This window comes from Paenibacillus baimaensis, assembly GCF_025567575.1.
In genome coordinates this window covers 14,013-31,999 of sequence record NZ_JAOQIO010000121.1, presented here as the reverse complement: position 1 = coordinate 31,999, position 17,987 = coordinate 14,013, and the positions used below count along the sequence as shown (strand labels likewise).

18 protein-coding genes are annotated in these 17,987 nt (G+C 45.9%); 6 read left to right on the top strand and 12 right to left on the bottom strand.

The window, feature by feature from the left end; all coding sequences use genetic code 11:
- The first annotated feature begins 189 nt into the window (after positions 1-189).
- The 3 genes from glsA to OB236_RS35240 all read left to right on the top strand — a co-directional run bounded on the left by glsA (position 190) and on the right by OB236_RS35240 (position 3,518).
- The gene (glsA, locus tag OB236_RS35250) at positions 190-1,134 is read left to right on the top strand and encodes a glutaminase A (protein WP_076234186.1); all 945 of its coding nucleotides are present in this window, start codon (positions 190-192) and stop codon (positions 1,132-1,134) included.
- Positions 1,135-1,405: 271 nt separating this feature from the next.
- Entirely contained in the window at positions 1,406-2,269 is an 864-nt protein-coding gene (locus tag OB236_RS35245) for an alpha/beta fold hydrolase (protein ID WP_262688232.1), read from the top strand.
- A 199-nt stretch (positions 2,270-2,468) separates the two neighbouring features.
- Positions 2,469-3,518 (top strand): DJ-1/PfpI family protein, encoded by a 1,050-nt coding sequence (locus OB236_RS35240; protein WP_262688231.1) that lies wholly within the window; start codon positions 2,469-2,471, stop codon positions 3,516-3,518.
- Here OB236_RS35240 and OB236_RS35235 read toward each other — a convergent pair.
- Positions 3,505-4,098, bottom strand: coding sequence for a TetR/AcrR family transcriptional regulator (locus OB236_RS35235; RefSeq protein WP_076234189.1), 594 nt, complete (start codon positions 4,096-4,098; stop codon positions 3,505-3,507). The genes OB236_RS35240 and OB236_RS35235 overlap by 14 nt on opposite strands.
- 107 nt (positions 4,099-4,205) lie before the next feature.
- Here OB236_RS35235 and OB236_RS35230 point away from each other — a divergent pair, with 107 nt between their 5' ends.
- Entirely contained in the window at positions 4,206-4,850 is a 645-nt protein-coding gene (locus tag OB236_RS35230) for a DUF2306 domain-containing protein (protein WP_262688230.1), read from the top strand.
- Positions 4,851-5,280: 430 nt separating this feature from the next.
- On the opposite strand, the gene OB236_RS35225 is transcribed toward OB236_RS35230, so the two are convergent.
- The 3 genes from OB236_RS35225 to OB236_RS35215 form a co-directional block, all read right to left on the bottom strand.
- Positions 5,281-6,159, bottom strand: a complete 879-nt coding sequence (locus tag OB236_RS35225) for a haloalkane dehalogenase (protein WP_262688229.1) — start codon at positions 6,157-6,159, stop codon at positions 5,281-5,283.
- Positions 6,160-6,278: 119 nt separating this feature from the next.
- A complete protein-coding gene (locus OB236_RS35220; RefSeq protein ID WP_076238047.1) occupies positions 6,279-6,866 on the bottom strand; it encodes a TetR/AcrR family transcriptional regulator in 588 nt (195 codons plus the stop codon).
- A 64-nt stretch (positions 6,867-6,930) separates the two neighbouring features.
- Entirely contained in the window at positions 6,931-7,878 is a 948-nt protein-coding gene (locus OB236_RS35215; RefSeq protein WP_262688228.1) for an AraC family transcriptional regulator, read from the bottom strand.
- A gap of 195 nt (positions 7,879-8,073) precedes the next feature.
- On the opposite strand from OB236_RS35215, the gene OB236_RS35210 reads away from it, so the two are divergent.
- Positions 8,074-8,331, top strand: coding sequence for an Atu4866 domain-containing protein (locus OB236_RS35210; protein ID WP_262688227.1), 258 nt, complete (start codon positions 8,074-8,076; stop codon positions 8,329-8,331).
- Between the two features lie 17 nt (positions 8,332-8,348).
- Positions 8,349-9,086, top strand: a complete 738-nt coding sequence (locus OB236_RS35205) for an SDR family oxidoreductase (protein ID WP_262688226.1) — start codon at positions 8,349-8,351, stop codon at positions 9,084-9,086.
- 91 nt (positions 9,087-9,177) lie between these two features.
- On the opposite strand, the gene OB236_RS35200 is transcribed toward OB236_RS35205, so the two are convergent.
- From OB236_RS35200 to OB236_RS35165, 8 genes are all read right to left on the bottom strand, one after another.
- The gene (locus OB236_RS35200; protein WP_262688225.1) at positions 9,178-9,813 is read right to left on the bottom strand and encodes a cysteine hydrolase family protein; all 636 of its coding nucleotides are present in this window, start codon (positions 9,811-9,813) and stop codon (positions 9,178-9,180) included.
- Between the two features lie 176 nt (positions 9,814-9,989).
- Entirely contained in the window at positions 9,990-10,904 is a 915-nt protein-coding gene (locus OB236_RS35195) for a hypothetical protein (protein WP_262688224.1), read from the bottom strand.
- 225 nt (positions 10,905-11,129) lie between these two features.
- On the bottom strand, positions 11,130-11,987 hold the full coding sequence (locus tag OB236_RS35190) for a M56 family metallopeptidase (protein WP_262688223.1): 858 nt from the start codon (positions 11,985-11,987) through the stop codon (positions 11,130-11,132).
- Positions 11,988-12,416 carry a BlaI/MecI/CopY family transcriptional regulator gene (locus OB236_RS35185; protein ID WP_076238053.1) on the bottom strand — a complete coding sequence of 143 codons (429 nt, stop codon included), beginning with the start codon at positions 12,414-12,416 and terminating at the stop codon, positions 11,988-11,990.
- Positions 12,417-12,574: 158 nt separating this feature from the next.
- Complete coding sequence (locus tag OB236_RS35180) at positions 12,575-14,872, bottom strand: AraC family transcriptional regulator (RefSeq protein ID WP_262688222.1); 2,298 nt, start codon at positions 14,870-14,872, stop codon at positions 12,575-12,577.
- Between the two features lie 31 nt (positions 14,873-14,903).
- Entirely contained in the window at positions 14,904-15,950 is a 1,047-nt protein-coding gene (locus OB236_RS35175; RefSeq protein WP_262688221.1) for an oligogalacturonate lyase family protein, read from the bottom strand.
- A gap of 19 nt (positions 15,951-15,969) precedes the next feature.
- The gene (locus OB236_RS35170) at positions 15,970-16,944 is read right to left on the bottom strand and encodes a Gfo/Idh/MocA family protein (RefSeq protein WP_262688220.1); all 975 of its coding nucleotides are present in this window, start codon (positions 16,942-16,944) and stop codon (positions 15,970-15,972) included.
- Positions 16,941-17,981, bottom strand: coding sequence for a Gfo/Idh/MocA family protein (locus OB236_RS35165; RefSeq protein ID WP_262688219.1), 1,041 nt, complete (start codon positions 17,979-17,981; stop codon positions 16,941-16,943). The genes OB236_RS35170 and OB236_RS35165 overlap by 4 nt, the downstream gene beginning before the upstream one ends.
- Positions 17,982-17,987: the final 6 nt, after the last annotated feature.

Sequence of the window (17,987 nt, the reverse complement as noted above, 5' to 3'; positions counted from 1 at the left end):
TATTGTTAACGCATTGTTAGATATTCGCAAAAATAAGTACTTGTTGGAAAACGCAGCCGCAAGTGTGTGAAACACAGGGTCCCTCCAGCCTTTTTATGTTTCCTCTTTTTCGAAATGTATGTTTTAATGAAAGGATGACGGCAGCTTTTGTCGAAAAGGATATGAACAGAATTTAAGGAGGAACGGAGCATGACTTCCGTTTGGGAACAATTAGAGAAACAGGTGCCGACATGGCTTGAAGAAAGCCGTAAACAGGCCTGCTCAGGGAACGTAGCTGCCTATATACCAGAGTTGGCTAATGCTCCACGGGAAGCACTTGGCTTCACCATTTTTGATAATACAACACGTATCATCACGGCCGGGGACTACGATATGCGGTTCACCTTGCAGAGTATTTCCAAAGTTTTTACACTACTGCTCGCGTTAATGGATCAAGGGGAAGCTGGTGTGTTCTCCAAAGTAGGCATGGAGCCTACCGGTGACAATTTTAATTCAATGCTGAAGCTGGAGCTCGTCGATCCAGGCATTCCTTTTAATCCTTTAATTAACGCAGGAGCTATTACGGTGTCCTCTTTGATTGCAGGAGCCACTCCTGCCGAGAAGACGAACCGCATTCTTTCCTTTTTCCATGAATTGACCGGAGATCCGACACTTACTTTTAATGACGCTGTTTATCGTTCAGAAACGAATACGGCACATCGCAATCGTTCGCTAGCCTATTTCCTTAAAGCTAACCGTGTTCTTGGAGATGAAGTCGATGTTGAAGAGGTATTGGAGGTTTACTTCAAGCATTGCTCGATAGAAGTTACCTGCTCGCATCTGGCGAGGATGGCACTCGTATTAGCCTTCGACGGCACCGATCCGATGACGGGACGGAAGCTGGTTCCCCGCCGTTACGTGCAAATTGCCAAAACGTTCATGCTGACTTGTGGGATGTACAACGAGTCGGGTGCTTTTGCAATCCGCTCAGGATTACCAGCGAAAAGTGGTGTGTCCGGTGGCATTCTTGCGTTGGTGCCTGGCCACTACGGTATTGGTGTTGTTGGCCCTGCCTTGAACACCAAAGGCAACAGCACTGCTGGTGTTCATCTGCTGGAAACCCTCTCTACCGCTTTTGATTGGAGTATCTTTTAACGATTGACCCTGAACACGAATATCAGCGTACAAAACAAAAACGGCTAACCTCCCATATGAGGCAAACCGTTTTTTATTTTGCAGGAAATCTGCAGGACTATGGAAAGCCGTAAACGTCGCAACGTCTGATGTGAGCGTTCCGACCGGTTGGTTTATTACCATTTATAAATGGATAACTCAAGTCCAACTATTGGACGGTACTCAAATGGATCTTTTTCACATAGTTTTGTAATGGCGTAATATACGTGTTTCGGGAAAAGGAGTTGGAGTGATGGTGCTGTATAAAAAAGTGAATATCGAGGGGTTGACTCTATTTTTTCGTGAGGCCGGGGCTCCGAGTCATCCGACCATTATCCTGCTTCATGGATTTCCAAGCTCCTCCCATATGTTCAGGGATTTGATTCCTCTTCTGGCAGATCGATTTCATGTCATCGCTCCTGATTACCCTGGATATGGAAATAGCAGCATGCCTCAAGCAAAAGAATATCCATATACCTTCGAGCATCTATCCATGGTGATCGAAAAGCTTATCGACAAGCTCAATATTTCCCGCTATATATTGTATGTCCATGATTATGGGGGACCGATTGGATTTAGGCTGGCAATCCGCAATCCGCACCGCATTCTTGGATTTGTTATTCAAAATGCCGTGGCCCATGAGGAAGGGCTGGGGAAACCGTTCGATCTCTTTAAAGCACTGTGGGCGAACCGCAACCCGGCAACCGAAGCGGCATTTTCCGAGCTTGTAACTTTTGATTTTACAAAGAAGCAGTATATTACAGGAGCATGCCAACCTTATCTCATTAGCCCTGATGGGTATTCGATGGACCAGTTTTTTCTGGATCGTCCTGGAAATAGCCAAATTCAGCTCGAACTAGGCTACGATTATAGACACAACGTAGAGCAATACCCTTTATGGCAGCAATATTTGCGGACCTATCAGCCTCCGACACTTGTAACGTGGGGTAAAAACGATTTTATCTTTACGTTGGAGGGGGCCTTCGCCTTTAGCAGAGAATTGAAAAATATCGAAACCTATCTACTATGTGGTGGGCATTTTGTGCTGGAGGAACAAAGCCGGCCTGTTTCCGAGCTTATCAAGCGCTTTTTTGGTCGCCTATATGCTTGGCCGTGAACAGTGAATGATTCGGCCATCGGTTGATTGACCAGCTCTTCCGCGGCAAAATCTATCGTGTATGCAAAGGAGTTGGGGGGTTACACAATGTGTTCACAAAAAGATCATAAGAAAGGGTTTGAAAAGCAAGTCGGCTTCGCTTATCATTAAAAGAGACCGGACGGTTCGGTTTTATTTTATGCCAAGGAGGATGGTCTTTATGCATGTACAAATTGTCTTATTCGATGGATTCGATTTATTGGATGCTCTGGCTCCCTACGAAGTGTTTACAGCAGCCGAGATGTTGTCGGGAGGTGCGGTAACTGCTCAACTCGTATCAGCAGAAGGTATCAGGAATGTATCAAGCGGTACTAATGGGCTGCAAATCGCAACAAGTGGTATGATAGATCCAAGTAAATCCAGCATCATTCTTGTACCCGGGGCCTCTGGAAGCATGGTCGGCGATGGACCTGACTCCGTTGTCTCGTTACTACAGAGAGCTTCAGAAACCCAATTGACTAATCTGGTAAGAGAAGCTTTTGGCAAACCCGGAATCACGATTGCAACCGTCTGTGGAGGTTCTCTCTTACTTGCCATGAGCGGGATGCTGGAAGGCCGACATGCTGTTACCCATCATCAGGGAATGGATGCTCTTAGTGCGACTGGAGCTATTCCTGTGACGGCTCGGGTAGTGGATGACGGCGACTTGGTTACAGGCGGAAGCGTAACTTCGGGTCTGGACACAGCACTGTACCTGATTGAGCGTGAATTGGGGCCGAGAATGGCTCATGCGGTGGAGCAACTGTTTGAATATGAAAGGCGTGGAACGGTCTGGCAAGCTCGCGGACTCGCTCCAATAGCGGGAGTGTCGCCGTCCAGCCCCGAGTCGGACCTATCCCCGCAAATATCCGGTCTTGAAGAAGCGACTGACGGAGACGAGCCTAACTTCGAGGGTGTGTGGTCTGTAGTTATTGCAACTCCAATTGGCAAAATGAAGGTAACTCTCACCATTAGCAAAGTTAATGGACAGGTATGCGGCATTGCTGAACAGGCCGATGAAGTAGTGGACATCATGGAGCCAATTATACAAGACAACCAGCTTTCTTGGCTGCTGCGGGTAACGAAGCCTATGCGATTGAATTTAAGGTTCCATGTTCACGTTCACGGTAACCAAATGTTGGGAACGGCAAAAGCCGGTATACTGCCTGCTTCGAAGGTGACAGGTGAACGACTGGAGAACGCAGAGCAAAACAAACTTACGCAGGTTTGAATGTCAATAACCAACGTTGAATTTGGTTCCTTGCATAGCGGACATGTTTATTATCGAGCGTAAGCCTGCTTGACATAATCGCCCCTTCAATAGACGAAAAAATAAAGGAAGCCGCCGACTCCGTGTCCATGTCAGCACTGAACTCCCCGGTAACGGTACCCTGCTCAAGCAGCCTCTGGATAAATGCAAGCATTTGTCGGTAAGCATCCATGGCTTGATCACGCAGCACCGGAAAGGAATGATCACTCTCAACAGCTGTATTCAGAAAAGGACAGCCTCCTTGAAGGGGTGGATTATGCACCGTATCGCTGTACACATCGCACATCGCCAGTATGGCATCGGTCGAAGTGTGGCAATTCTGTATCGCCCGGGAAAAGTGTTCCCAAAGTACTTCTCCAGCATATTTGAATGCTTCCATAGCAATATCGTCTTTGCTGGAAAAGTTGCGATATATGCCGCCTTTGGTCAATTGGGTCGCATCCATAATATCCTGCATGGTCGTTGCCGCATATCCTTTCTGGTTGAACAGCTCCGCCGATTTCATAATAATATGCAGCTTTGTTTTATCACCTTTACGCATAGCCAATATCCTTTCGAGAATCGATAGATTCTGTATGACTTGTTTTCAGTAAATCATAGCACAATTGGGTACGATAAGGCCAAAAAATGAGAGGAATAGAGAATACAATGTTAAAATCAAGTAGCTATTATTTAATCATGCTCGCCATTATCATCTGTTTTATTGTCTACGTGATTTATATGAATTTTATATATGATCCACAAGCTGCGAGTTTCCTGGATCACAAACTGAACAAGAAATTCAATGCCCCCGTTTGGTTAAATGTGATGTATGTCCATGTCCTGTGTGCTTGCCTGGCCATGGTATCGGGAGCCATTAATTTCTCCCAGACGATTTTAAGGAATTACCGCAAGCTTCATAAAATTAACGGTTATGTGTATCTAGCCGCTGTTATTATTGTAGACGTCACATCCGGTTATATGGCTCCCTTTGCCACTGGAGGAAAAGCTGTCAGCATAGCGTTCAATTTGTTGAATATCGTTTGGCCAATCATGACCGTTATCGCGATTTTGAAAATTAGAAAAAAACAAGTAAAGGCTCATCGCAAGTGGATGACGCGCAGCTATGCTTTTTGTTTTACGAATCTGTTCATACATACGATCACATATGTACTTCATGACGGTATAGGCATTGGGTTTGTAACCAGCTATACAATCGGCGTGTATGGCTCGCTGCTGCTGCTTCCGGTCATTGCTGAAATCATAAATATAAAGTTCCATAGCTCAACTCCTACAGAACCAAAATTCAATTAAGAGTACAGACGATCCATTGCCAATGTGATTAACACAAACAATACAGAACACACGTTCCCTTACCCCTTATGAGATAACATAATCCACATAGTCGTACTTATGTATATAATTGGCAGCGTATGGTCCAATTGGGCCCTTAATTACGGATATTCAAGGGGTTATTTCCAATAAATAACTAATATCCAATATATACCAACGATCCTGATGACGTTTTACTAAAATAACCGCGAGTACAGAACGTATGTTCTATCCTCACGGTTATTATGTTCCATTGTACCTCTTCGATTTGTGTCTATAATATGTTTCTATAAGTCAGTCTTCTGTACGTCTTCGAAACGCTTAAACGATCCTCGAAGATGCGCCGTTGTTTCGTTAAGTGGAACAGCCATCAACCTTTGTTGAAATTCTGAATACCCGTAAGAGTCAAATGCTAAACCAGATCCTTTAACCAAGCAGCAAGGGCTGAACCCACCTCATCCGGTTCGTCCTCCATAGGATAGTGGCGTCCCCGCACCGTGACTTCGTTCTGTGCAGGCCAGGTACGGCAGAAATCCAAGTGCGATTGCGGCATCGTGCCGGGATCACTATTAATGAATAATTTAGGAACAGGGCTTTGTGCCAGCCATTCTCCGTAAGTAGTGACAATTTCAGTCACATTCTCCGGCTCTCCATCAAATGGAAGTTGTCGTGCCCAGGATAATGTAGGACGACGCGCTTCGCCCGGCTCCACAAATGGCCGTCGGTATTGCTCAAGCTCTTCCTCCGTCAACTTACGCAAAATATTGATCGGAAGATTGACCTCGATGAAGGAGTTTTGTTCTAGCACCATCTGTTCGCCCGCAGGGGACCGCAGCGCCTGAAAAATCTTGCGACCGGTCTCGGGTATCTCGCTCCAGCTGCGAGGTTTGATAATGGCCTCCATATATACAATGCCTTTTACGGCGCCAGGATGGCGGTACGCCCAATCAAAGCCCAGAGCCGAGCCCCAATCGTGCACCACAAAGATAACATTCTCCGTTACGCCGAGCTGCTCCAGAAGTGTATCGAGATAATGACGATTCTCGACAAATGTGTAGGAGTCGGGGCCGCTATCAGGAATTTTATCTGAGTCCCCCATACCGATAAGATCAGGGGCAATGCAGCGGCCATATTCCTGCACATAAGGAATAATGTTGCGCCATAGATAGGAGGACGCTGGATTGCCATGCAGGAAAATGATCGGATCGCCGTTTCCTACCTCCACGTACGCCATCTCCAGACCCAAAACCTGTTGACGCTTTTTTTCGTAAGGAAATAATTCGTTAATCATACAACATCTCACCCTTCATCATTTCGTCTGCCACTCCACTGTAAAACCCGCTGTAAATCGTCTGAATAATTTTTCCTGTTGATAGCAAGTGCATACTTACATTATATTTTATAAAAAAGCTAGGGGGTTAATGCCCTAGCGAATAACCGTACGCTTTCCTCGATAAATGCCTCCAACGATTCTTCTGAGATCGCCTCTTTTGCATTCAGGTTACTAACGAAAGCACCATAATTCATCCACATGAATGATAGCGCCTGCAATTCAGGTTTCGACGTGAGAACCTTACCTTGTTCCGATAAGTCGGTCAAATATTTCGTTAAAAGTTTTTTCAGAAGTTTAGGATTACGCGAAGCCTCCTGAAGAACCTCTTCAGGAAGATTGCTGCTTCCTTTTAGAGCAATTGAAATTATTTGTTTATTCCGATTCATGATCTTATGATACGTACGACTGATCATGAGAAGATCCGAATACAGCTCCCCTATTAGGCTTTCACTAAAAAGTATTGTCATCTCCTCGGCATAATGATAGCGATGAAATGCGGATTCAAGCAGCTTCACTTTCGTTCCGAAATGCCGAAATAACGTGACTTCGTTCACCCCTGCAGCAGCTGCTATTTCCTTGGTTGTCGTACCGTCATATCCCTTTTCTGCCATGAGATCGATTGTTGCTAACAGAATCTTATCACTTGTACTTTGATTGCTGCTCATCTGCATACTCCTTTAATGCATGTGCTTACTTACATCATTAATGTATTCGATTCTTGATACGATGTCAAGCTTCTTCAGCTTCTGCCGTTGCACTCAATGAATCGCGAAGACGCTTGATATCGCTGACCGGGGGCTGACCGAACATCCGAGCATATTCCCTGCTGAACTGGGACGGACTCTCATAACCGACACGGAACCCGGCATCCGCAGCTTCGGATGTCTCTGACAGCAGCAGCCGACGGGCTTCCTGCAGTCTGATTTGCTTTTGGTATTGCAGCGGACTCATGGCCGACACTTCTTTGAAATGGTGATGGAGTGATGAAGGACTCATATTTGCGGTCATCGCTAAATAATCAATCCGCAAAGGTTTGTCGAAATCACGATTAATTAGCTCTATCACTTTTGCGATGCGCTGGGCGTGACTGCCGGCAACAGCGAACTGTAGAACGGAACTCCCCTGTTCATCCTGCAGAACCCGGTACAGAATCTCACGAATGATCAATGGCGCAAGAACAGGAATGTCCCGCGGTTCATCGAGTAGTCGAACCAGTCTTAATACGGCGTCGAGAAGTGATGTACTTGTTCTGCTTACCAGCAGGCCGCGCGCTGCATCTCCCTTTTGCCCCCTGGTCACTTCGGATTCCTTGATGATATCAAGAATCTGATCGGCGCTGAAATTCAGCTGCAGGCTGAGGTAAGGTGATTGTGGCGTCGCCTGGATGATCTGCCCAGTAATGGGCAATTGTACGGATGCTACGAGGTAGGTGGCCGGATCATATTGGAAACTTTTCTCTGCGAGCATAACCAACTTCGTTCCTTGGGCTACGATACATAGGGCTGGCTCATAAATCGTATACTGCGGTTCCGATTTTTCCGATGCCCGGATGAATTTTAATGAAGTGATAGCTGTAGAGTGAGTTCCATTCTTTCGGGTGTACCGTTCGATGATCGATGCCAATTCTTCCTGCTGTTTAATAATCTTCTCATTATCCAAAGTAAATTCATAAGACACACCCTCTTCCTCCCAATGATCAAGTTAGCTTAACATTATTATATTTTGGACGATTAGGCAATAACCTCCTACGAATCGGCTACCGTATGAAGTGCCTGATATTTCATAATGAATGACATGCCCCACTCAATAAGCCGAGAGGCCAATGAGTCAGCATCATACTTCCAACAAAACCGAGACAAAGGAGAAAAGAAAATGGAAACAACAAGTCCAGCAGCGCAGCACAAATATGTCGGTATTTGGGTTACACAGAACGGATTCATTCGGCACGAACTCCTTCCTAACGGACGGTACGACGAAGCTCGCGGGAATAAGAAAAGCGCTTATCAAGGACGCTACACCTTGACAGGAGATCATATCGATTATGTTGACGATACCGGTTTTACTGCTGATGGGGATTTTCGGGAAGACATTCTTTACCACGCAGGTATGATTCTATATCGCGAACAATAATTAGAGGAGAGATAAACATGTCGAATATAACAGGAAAAGTTGTCGTCATTACCGGAGCAAGCAGTGGAATAGGTGAAGCCACAGCACAGCTGTTGGCGCACAGAGGTGCTCATGTCGTTATGGGTGCAAGACGTACGGAGCGTCTGGATGCACTTGCCTCGAAGCTTCAGTCAGAAGGCTGTTCCATTGCTTATCAGTCCCTGGATGTGACCCAGCTTGAGCAGATGGAGAGCATAATCAGTTACGCACAAAGCCGGTTTGGGAGACTTGATGTAGTTGTCAACAATGCCGGCGTCATGCCGCTTTCCAGTCTGGCCGCTTTGAAGATTGAAGAATGGAATCGAATGATTGATGTCAATATCCGTGGTGTGCTTCATGGTATCGCCGCTGGACTACCAGTGATGCAAGAGCAAGGATTCGGCCAATTCATCAATATAGCCTCAGTCGGGGCTTATGAAGTTTCACCTACGGCAGCCGTCTATTGCGCGACCAAATATGCTGTCCGTGCCATCACTGATGGCTTGAGGCAAGAAGTTGGCGGGGATATCCGGGTCACACTTGTGTCACCGGGTGTTACGGAGTCGGAGCTTGCCGACAGCATCACGGATGAACAGGCAAGTCAGCTGATGAAAGTATATCGCCGCAACTCCATACCCGCCTCTGCCATCGCCCGTACTATAATGTTTGCCATTGAGCAGCCAGATGATGTGGATGTCAATGAGCTGGTTGTACGACCGACTGTCAGGCTTGCTTAGTTCTACTCTAATCACAACTTTTTACAAAAAGACAGAACCGTGGATTCCATACAAAAAGATGTCCACGGTTCATCATCAAGATGTTTTTCATTTATTGGATAGCAGCAAGAACGGCATCCAAGCCGCATACATGCACACCAATGCTGCTCATTTCCCGGATACCTTGCTCATAAACTTGCGACATGGAGTCCGCAACCATGACTACCCGGAAATCCCGTTCGCTTGCTTCGTACATGGAAGTTCTTGGGCAGTTGGGAAAGTTACAGCCTGTAAATACGATTGTATCGATTCCACGAGCTCGTAAGAACGGTTCCAAATCAGTTTTATAAAAAGCACCCCAACGTGACTTGTACATCACCCACTCTTGTTCTCCAATGGACTGAAAGGCACCTTGTAGCAGCTTGTTCGCATCAAGGGAATTATAAAGTGGTGAACGGATTTCGAATACCAATTCTGCACCATCCGTGTTTGGAGCGGCGATCCTGGCACCTCTTTCAATGGCCTCTTTACGGCTTATATCGACGTTGGAGCCATCTTCCTTATACAATCGAATGACATGCACAATCGGCAAACCTTGAGCTCGATAAGCTTGCAGCACACTCTTCATGTTCGGCAGCACAGCAGCAGTCCCCTTGATTTCGGCCGGAGCGTCGGGCAAGGTAAAGTCATTTTGTGTGTCAATAGTGATCAGTACGGACGTGTTCCAATTGGGACTCGTATAACTCATAACCATTCACCCCTTTAAAGTATTCCTTTAATAGTATCATTTTGTAAAATGTGGTCAACTAAAAATGATCAAGATCCCTGATGGCGCATAAATAAGATAAGATTCCATATGGAGGAGCAATTGACTATTTGAAAGCGATACAAGCTAATAAAATGTATGGAAGTGAGCGCGATATATCAGGGATGACCTTTTACTATTTTGCCAGATATGCCAAATGTAATGTAATGTCTATTGGAGCTGTACGGCCAAATCCAGCAAGCGAACTGCCGATCTTCGCTGTGCAGTCTTCCATGAAGATCATGCAGACCTGTTAACGCGGCCTCTCTACCCTGCTTACTGGCAATATCGAACATAAACTGCATGCGTTCCTTTTCGTTGTTGATTGCATAAAACTGCTCCTCCGGAAAAGGAGAATGCTCGTCGAATTTAACAACATCGGACCATGCGATGATCGTTCCATCCTCTTCAAGTAAATAGAGCATCAGGTCATTGTACGCCTTTACCATACAGTCTCTCAACGTCTTCAGCCCATCTATTAGGACCGTTATTTCCTCAGTTGTGTAGCTTGAAGCATGAACGGCTAGCAAGGTTAATACATGAATATAAAATATCTGGGTATACACAGCTGAAGAAATGACTACAGAAAATCGACCTTTCCATGGCTCTAATAAAGAGCAGCGAACGATTTCACTCGGGATTTGAGTTAAAAAGGAACTTATTTCTGACATTAGTGCTTTCCTCTGCAATAAATCATTAAACCTGCTGTAAAAATTGACTTGATCCAGCTTGGTAAAATCTATACTTCCCAGCAGCTCGATGCGGCCAAGAAGTTCAGGGGCTAGTCGGCTCACTCCCTCCTGAAGCGATAGAGCATCTATGTCTACTAAAGTCAGTTGCTCAAAAACATCACAAAAATAATGAAGATCCAAATCATCACAATTGCCTGCCCCCAGAACGATCGCACAATTCCGTTCATTGCCATCAGCCAGTGAACGGCTAATTAACAAATTAATTTCATGCCGATGACCCTCCCATTCCAGCCATCGATCCTGTATTCGTTCATGATTCAAATCCCGGTAAAAAATCGACATAAGTCCCCCCTTGCTTGGTGCATCCAGGTGAATCTTTGTTAATTGTTAATATTTAAGATTAATAAACTATCCACCGTAGTTTATTTGTATTCCCACTGTATTAAACATGTATACAAATGTCAATAAACAAATTAATAATTCAATATTTATTCATATTTTGGATGTATGCAGCACAAAAAAAGCGGGAGCGTATGTCCCCCACTTTGTTCCTGTTTCCACTATAGTTTAGATACACTGAAAAAAGATAATCATCGAAATCACGATTAGAACCGTACCCGAAGTACAAACGGATCTTAAAGAAACCATCGGTACCTCAATCGATTGCTCAGGATTAATAAGTTGAGATAACCGATAATTGATCGCCGTATCCGAAAAACTTACCCCTTGGCAAGGGTTAACGAATCTTTGGGTTTGGACAAGCTTTAATAATGCTGTGCCGATGGTGTAGGTGGAGTTTGTTTGTGTGATGGCATAACGGTCTGCCAGAAGTTCAATCCAAATATCGTAGTAGTGACCCAACCCTTTCAAGATGGACATATAAGGCATGCTCGTGATTATCATGGTAGCCAGCCATTTTTTCAAAGGATGTCGCTGTGTACAGTGATAACGCTCATGAAGCAAGACAGCGTGTACCTCCTCCAAAGAAAGCATGTCCAATAAACCAGTGGAGATCACAATCCGGGGATGTATCATGCCTATCACAAAAGCTACCGGCTGCTGTTCACGAATAACATCTATGTGAGTATGCCATTTTTTATATTTTCGAGTCCATTGTGTTGTTAAACGGGGATGCATTCGGACTTTGGCATAAGTGTACCAGTTATAGGAAGCATACAGATGTCTGCCCATATAGGTAAGCATCCGTAAGCAGGTTAGGCCTATTAATAAAATAAAAACCGTTTCAAAGAAAGAATGTCCGACTACTAAATCGAACAGCATATTTTGGATAACTAACCACATATCCGGCTGCAATTCAACATCACTGATATGATGGGATAAGGCCATGCCCATTTGCAACAAAATCCAGGCAGCAACAACATATATACAACAAATGGCCATGCTGGGTTTCAACAAGCTGCTCATTTAACGATTCCTTTTCTTTAACTCTTGGAGTTTAGTCTCCAATGTTTGAATAAGATGCGGATCAGCCTCATCAATGACATCTACGATATGGGTTACCATCAAATCGCCAAAATCTTCAATCAAGCCGCGAGTTACGTTTTTCGTCTGTTCGGCCAAAAACTGTTCTTTGGTTGACGCTGCTTTGAAATGAGTAAGCTTCGTACGACCTTTTCCTTCCGTATGCCTATGCAGCAGCCCCTTGTCATACAACCGATTCATGACAGTCATGATCGTATTAATCGAATATGGACTCTCTTCATTCAGCTTATGGTGCATTTGTTTAATGCTCAGCTCTTCAGATACCCAAAAAACCTCCATAATTCGGGCTTCCAAGGTACCCAGAAACCGATGCAAACCTTCCTCCTGAAACATATATTTATTTATCTTCATCTACCGGCACGCTTTCTGGATTCATAGGATTCACCTACAATGAAATTCGCCATGAACTCATCACCTTCATTTCATAATTGATCTTAGCTTACAGTATAACAGAAAATCACCTCCCCCAACTCCCTGAATTCCTAACAAACAAACCTGCTCCGGATCGCTTACTGCCCGTTCGCTTGATTTGTTGATTGGTTTTTTTTCGTAAGGCTCAGCTCCCTGTATTGCTTCGGCGTGACGCCTTCCAGCTTGCGAAAATATCGTATAAAGTTTTGCGGATTGTTATACCTCATCTTTTCCGAAATTTCCGTGATCGACATACTCGTTTCGACCAAAAATTTTTTGGCCATTAGCAGTCGATGTCTCGACAAATAATCACTGAAAACAAACCCGGTCTCTTTGCGAAATACACGACTGATATATTCCGGATGATAGTTCAGACGGGCTGCGCAGCTCTCCAGAGACAAGGGCGAATCGTATTCCTGATCAATAATAGCAAGCATCTGATCGGAAATTCTCGTATACAGGGTTTCCCTGCTCTTTTCGATATAATCTATCAGTGGACGAATCATCGTAAGTCTCATCCATCCTACGATTTCCTTGGTCGATTTCAAGGAAAGAATTTCATTTACAACCTCTTTTTCCTGGGGAACGATATGATACAGGGTGCCCCCCATTTCCTGAACAAGCCGCGTCATATCGACAAGCAGTCGAAGCAGCACCAACTGAAATTCCTGCTGGCTTATGGCTTTGCGGGTAATGATCGCCATGAACTCATCCAACAGCTGATAGCTTCCCGCTTCGTCCAATTGCTTAATGCGGTCCATCAGCTCATTGACGACTTGCTGCGGATACGTAACAGCTGGCTCTGCCACTTCAGGCTGCATGTCCTCGAGGAACAGAATCGATTGCTGTCCCAGTCGCACGCTGTAAGACAGCGCTTCCTTCGCTTCTTTCAAAGCGTTCGGTGCCTCGTTCAACTCCATAAACATGCAGCTGATGCCCATACTGACGTTTAAATGCAAATACTGCTTCACCGAATTTTGTATTGCTGCCGCCCATTCATATACCTCCGCCTTTGAAACCTCTGGAAGCTCGGCATGACTGCCTAATAAGGTTACCTGGAGATCATTGATCACAACCGGGTTCAGCCTGAATGGCTGCGGAATTAATTCCCCCGCCATATTAAGAATTGCAAACAGGAGCAAATCTCGATCCCGATCCGTGTAGTTAGTTCCTTCAAGCGTATCCATGCGCACGCAAATGACCCGCATTTGCTTCCAGCATTCCAACTCGTTCGTATCCATACGGTCAGCTATTTCTTTGGCGTTCACTGCACCCTGCAGCAATTTATGTACAAAAAAATCGTGAAGCTGATGCCTCATATGGGATTCCTTCCCCATCAGCACATGCATGTTTTTTTCAATCCAATAAAATTCATCGTTTCTTTTGGAGCGCGGCATATCCGGCGATTTCAATACAAGATCGTACAGCTTGCGAACCGGACCGTACAGCCTGCGAGTCCCCTCCAACGATACAATAAAGATCAGGATACACACAATCAAACAAATGAAGATAGTCACCCATCCGATTGCTTTTGATTCCTTCGTGATCTCATTAATATTTGTTTTCACCACATAAATCCAGCCGTTGTAATTCGATTGCCTGTACGTAATTCCATAGGTATGGTTAGCGGTTTCAAATTGATCCGCTTCCCTGTTGGCCTGCTTAATGGTCTGCATGTACGTCTCATCGGACAGCTCCATACCGATCATATCCGGCTTGCTAGCTGCAAGTATGCGGTAATGCTCATCCAGGACGTACATGTCGCCAGAATCGCCACCGCTGACTTTGGGGATCATTTTATTCAATTCGTGGCTGGGCAGTACAGCAACCAGAAGACCAAGCGGGCTAAAGGAATTAATCGGGATCGTTTTGACAATCGCCGTATTCCATACCCGCGGGTTTGACTTTTCAAAAAAAGGTGATTCAAACACAGTCCAAAAAAACAGCTTGCCTTTATTGACATATCCCGTAAAGGTGGGGCTAAGCTCACTGGCCTGCAGTGATTCTTTACCAGCGCTGCTTAAAATCCAATTTTTATTGAAATTCACAAGGTAAACGTCCGATAGTCCGAATTCATAGAGCTGCAGCCGATACAGCGTCTGCATCAATTTCTCATAAGTCAGATAGTCTTCACTGTCGAGCTCCTGCTCCATAGCATCGATCACAAGTGGCGAGTTGGTAATTTGGGCCTGGGCATTATCCACCATTTTCAGCTTTTGTTCAAAACGAAGCTGAGTTTGTTCCACCATCTCCATGTCGCTTCTGTGTGCCTTATCCAACAATAGCTGTGATGATTTGGCATAAGAGAAATAACCCAGCGTTATGACGGGAATCAACCCTATCAGGATGCAGAACAAAAACAATCGCTTGAAATAGTTAAAACGGCGGTTTTTCATCATGTACCTCCAACTCGCAGCAACCTATCGACTATTCTGCAAGCTCCGCGAGCATCTCGTCGGGAATAACTGCCAAATAAACATTGGGAATCCCCCCGGCATCCGAATTATATACCACCATTTTGCCATCCGGGCTGAAGGAGGGGTGTGGATGCGTCCACTGTGGATGGCAGGATGAGCTGTTGGGGTAACATAGGACCTTGTGCTTCTTCGTTGCTGTATGAATCAGGTGTATACCATGATCAGGCCAGTTCGTATCCGAGACCATCCATTCCCCATCCAAACTGCAGGACCCATGCCAGTAATGCTCCCCGTTGACAAATAGCTCAGGCTCTTCATAATTCTCCGCCATGATAGCAATTCCCTGCTGCTCCTTCTCCAGATTGGACATAATCCGTTTGGTGCCGCCAAGCCACATCCAATGTCCATTCCCATAGGGAAGCTCCAAAGGACGCAGGTTGCTGCCATCCTGATCAATCAGCCAAATATTTCTGTTGAATGCGTCGGGTCCGTCCTGAAAAGCAATAACCTTGCCCTCCGTAGGCTCGCATTGGGTATGTGTAATATCGGAATTCTCAAAAATCACGTCAGCCTCCTTACCGTCTGTAGTGAATCTGGCAATCCCGCGTCGACCATTTTTCAGAGTAGCCTCTACATAATAATTTTTGTCGTCATAAGTCATACTGGCGCACTCAGCATCCCACGTCAGTGCATCCAAATAGCTGATGCTATCTTCCTCATAGGTGTCCATGGACACTCGGCGAAGCTCGCCATTTGTGACGTAGTACAACCATTTCCCGTCATAGGAGACCATAGCCCCTCGCACATTCGGTCGATCGGTTAGCTGTACCAGCCCCATGCCGTCTGTTTGAACCTTGAAAACATCGATCTGCGAATCTCGCTGCGCGGACCTGTAGGTTTTGAATACCAATGACCGGGAATCCGGAGTAAACGCATTAATATGAAAGTATAGCTTGCTGTTAATGGTCGGGAACGCAGTCAGCTTGGTAATCTTCACGCCGGTTCTGCTATCCTCAAAAAATTGCCTTTCAGATGGATATGCCTGGCCTCTTGCCATTATTGGAAACACTCCTTTGTTAATGGGTTTGTGCTTGTGCAGACTTCTTGGCTCTTATTGCCATTCTAGTGCAATGCAGCTCCGCTTCAAGCGTAACGGGCATTTCCGCTTTACCAAGCAGCGTTAGGATGAACATGTCCCAATAGCTTTCCTCAGGCCCGGATGTGTCGATGGGTCCCATGTCGGTATCCCCCACGATTAGCCGGGTTCTGGCTCCGCCATCGACAGCTTCGATAAAGCCTTTTGTGCCGAATATCCGCAAGTGCTCATTGCCCCAGCTTCCAAAGCCCTTGGCATTCAAATAGTTGGCGACAATGCTGGCGACACCTCCATTCGTGAGCCTCATCATCATACTAGCCGCCATATGAAGCCCGCCGTGTTCGCTCGGATTGCCAAGCTTCGTTTCCATTGCGTGAATTTCTTCGATTCTTACGCAAGCCACATGCTCAACAAATCGTATCGCGTGAATGCTGTTCTGTCCGATGAGTCCCCCGTCTATCGCCTCATCCTGGGGACGAGCGTCGTGGTACGGGTATGACTTCTGGGCGAATACCTGTACCACCTCGCCAATCACACCGGACTGAACCAGATTGCGTATGGACAAGTACGGTTGTTGAAAGCCCGTTCCTGCCATTTCACGGAATAAGCAGCCTGTTTCGCTCTCAACCTGCAGCAACTGATCCAGCTCTGCTTCATGCATGGCACACGGCTTTTCCGCATACACATGCCTGCCTCGCCGCATGCACATGATCGCTTCATTTACTTGGTTGGCTCTGCGTGGTGAGCATAAGGAAACGACCTGCACCCTTTCATCCTTGAGCAATTCCTCCAGCGAATCATAATGCCTTATATCCGTATCGGATTGCTGCTCAGGGGTAAGCAGACTCCTATCCATAGCAGCTGTGGCCACGATAGCTGCATAGGGATGGTTGACCAGCTCGCCATGTATCTGATGTCCCCCGTTATTGCCGAATAAGCCTACGCCAATTTTCATGATTCCTCCTGAACGAGCTCAATCCTTCCACTTCGGTCGGATCTTCGCATCGCTTCAATGATTTTAAGCCCCTCCACCACATCATGGATATAAGACTCTTCATTCATTATACGATCACATACGGACTGGTAAAACTCCTTCCATTGATACCGGCCTGCATCTCCAGTAACCTCGACCTCCTCGGTAACTCTTAGTCTGGTTATCGGGTCCCGTGCAACTAGAAGCAGCTTGTTGGCGTGCCCTTCATTCGTTGGCATCACATCGCAATAAAAGGTTCCGTGCTCGAAATTCAGAATCATCGGGCTTTTATACCTCTGACTGTCATCTACGCAAAAACTCCCGAATATATTGGCTATCGCGCCGTTACGGAAAAGCAGGCTCACCTGCGAGTTATCAACTGTAGGCCGCTCCGTGATCAGGCGCGAGCTCATAGAAGATACTTTATGAACGGGCCCGAATATTCGAGCCATGTCGTTGATAATATAAATGCCGAGCCTGAATATAGGCGCAACCGGACACTTTTCGGGGTCGTCATACCAGCCTCCATCTGCTTGTTCGTGATAATTAACCCAAATGTCCCATCGGCCACCGATCGGCATGCCCAGTTCATATTTCACTCTCCACGCTGTGATGTAGTTCAACGTATCATACCATGCAGGACCCGGAGAATTCATGTGGACGACGAGCTTCATGGCATTTGCCTTATGGAGGATATCGAGTGCTTTTTGCGGATTCAGCTCAAAGGGCTTCGTTGTCATGACATCTTTTCCAGAAATAATGATCTGATCGATCAGCTCTGCTCTTCCTGCCGGAGGCGTGTACAGACCAACCACCTGAACCTCTGGGTCGGCAAGGAGACTCGCAAGGGAATAGTAGGGCTTCGCTCCATATTTCGTAGCGCATTCATCGACCTTGGAGGGATCGAGATCGCAAACCGCGTACACTTGGAAATAGGGATTTCCCGCCCCCTGCAGCAATTCCTCAATGACTGTACTGCCGAATCTTAATCCCACAATTGCTATATTCTGCTTCTCCATAGAGAT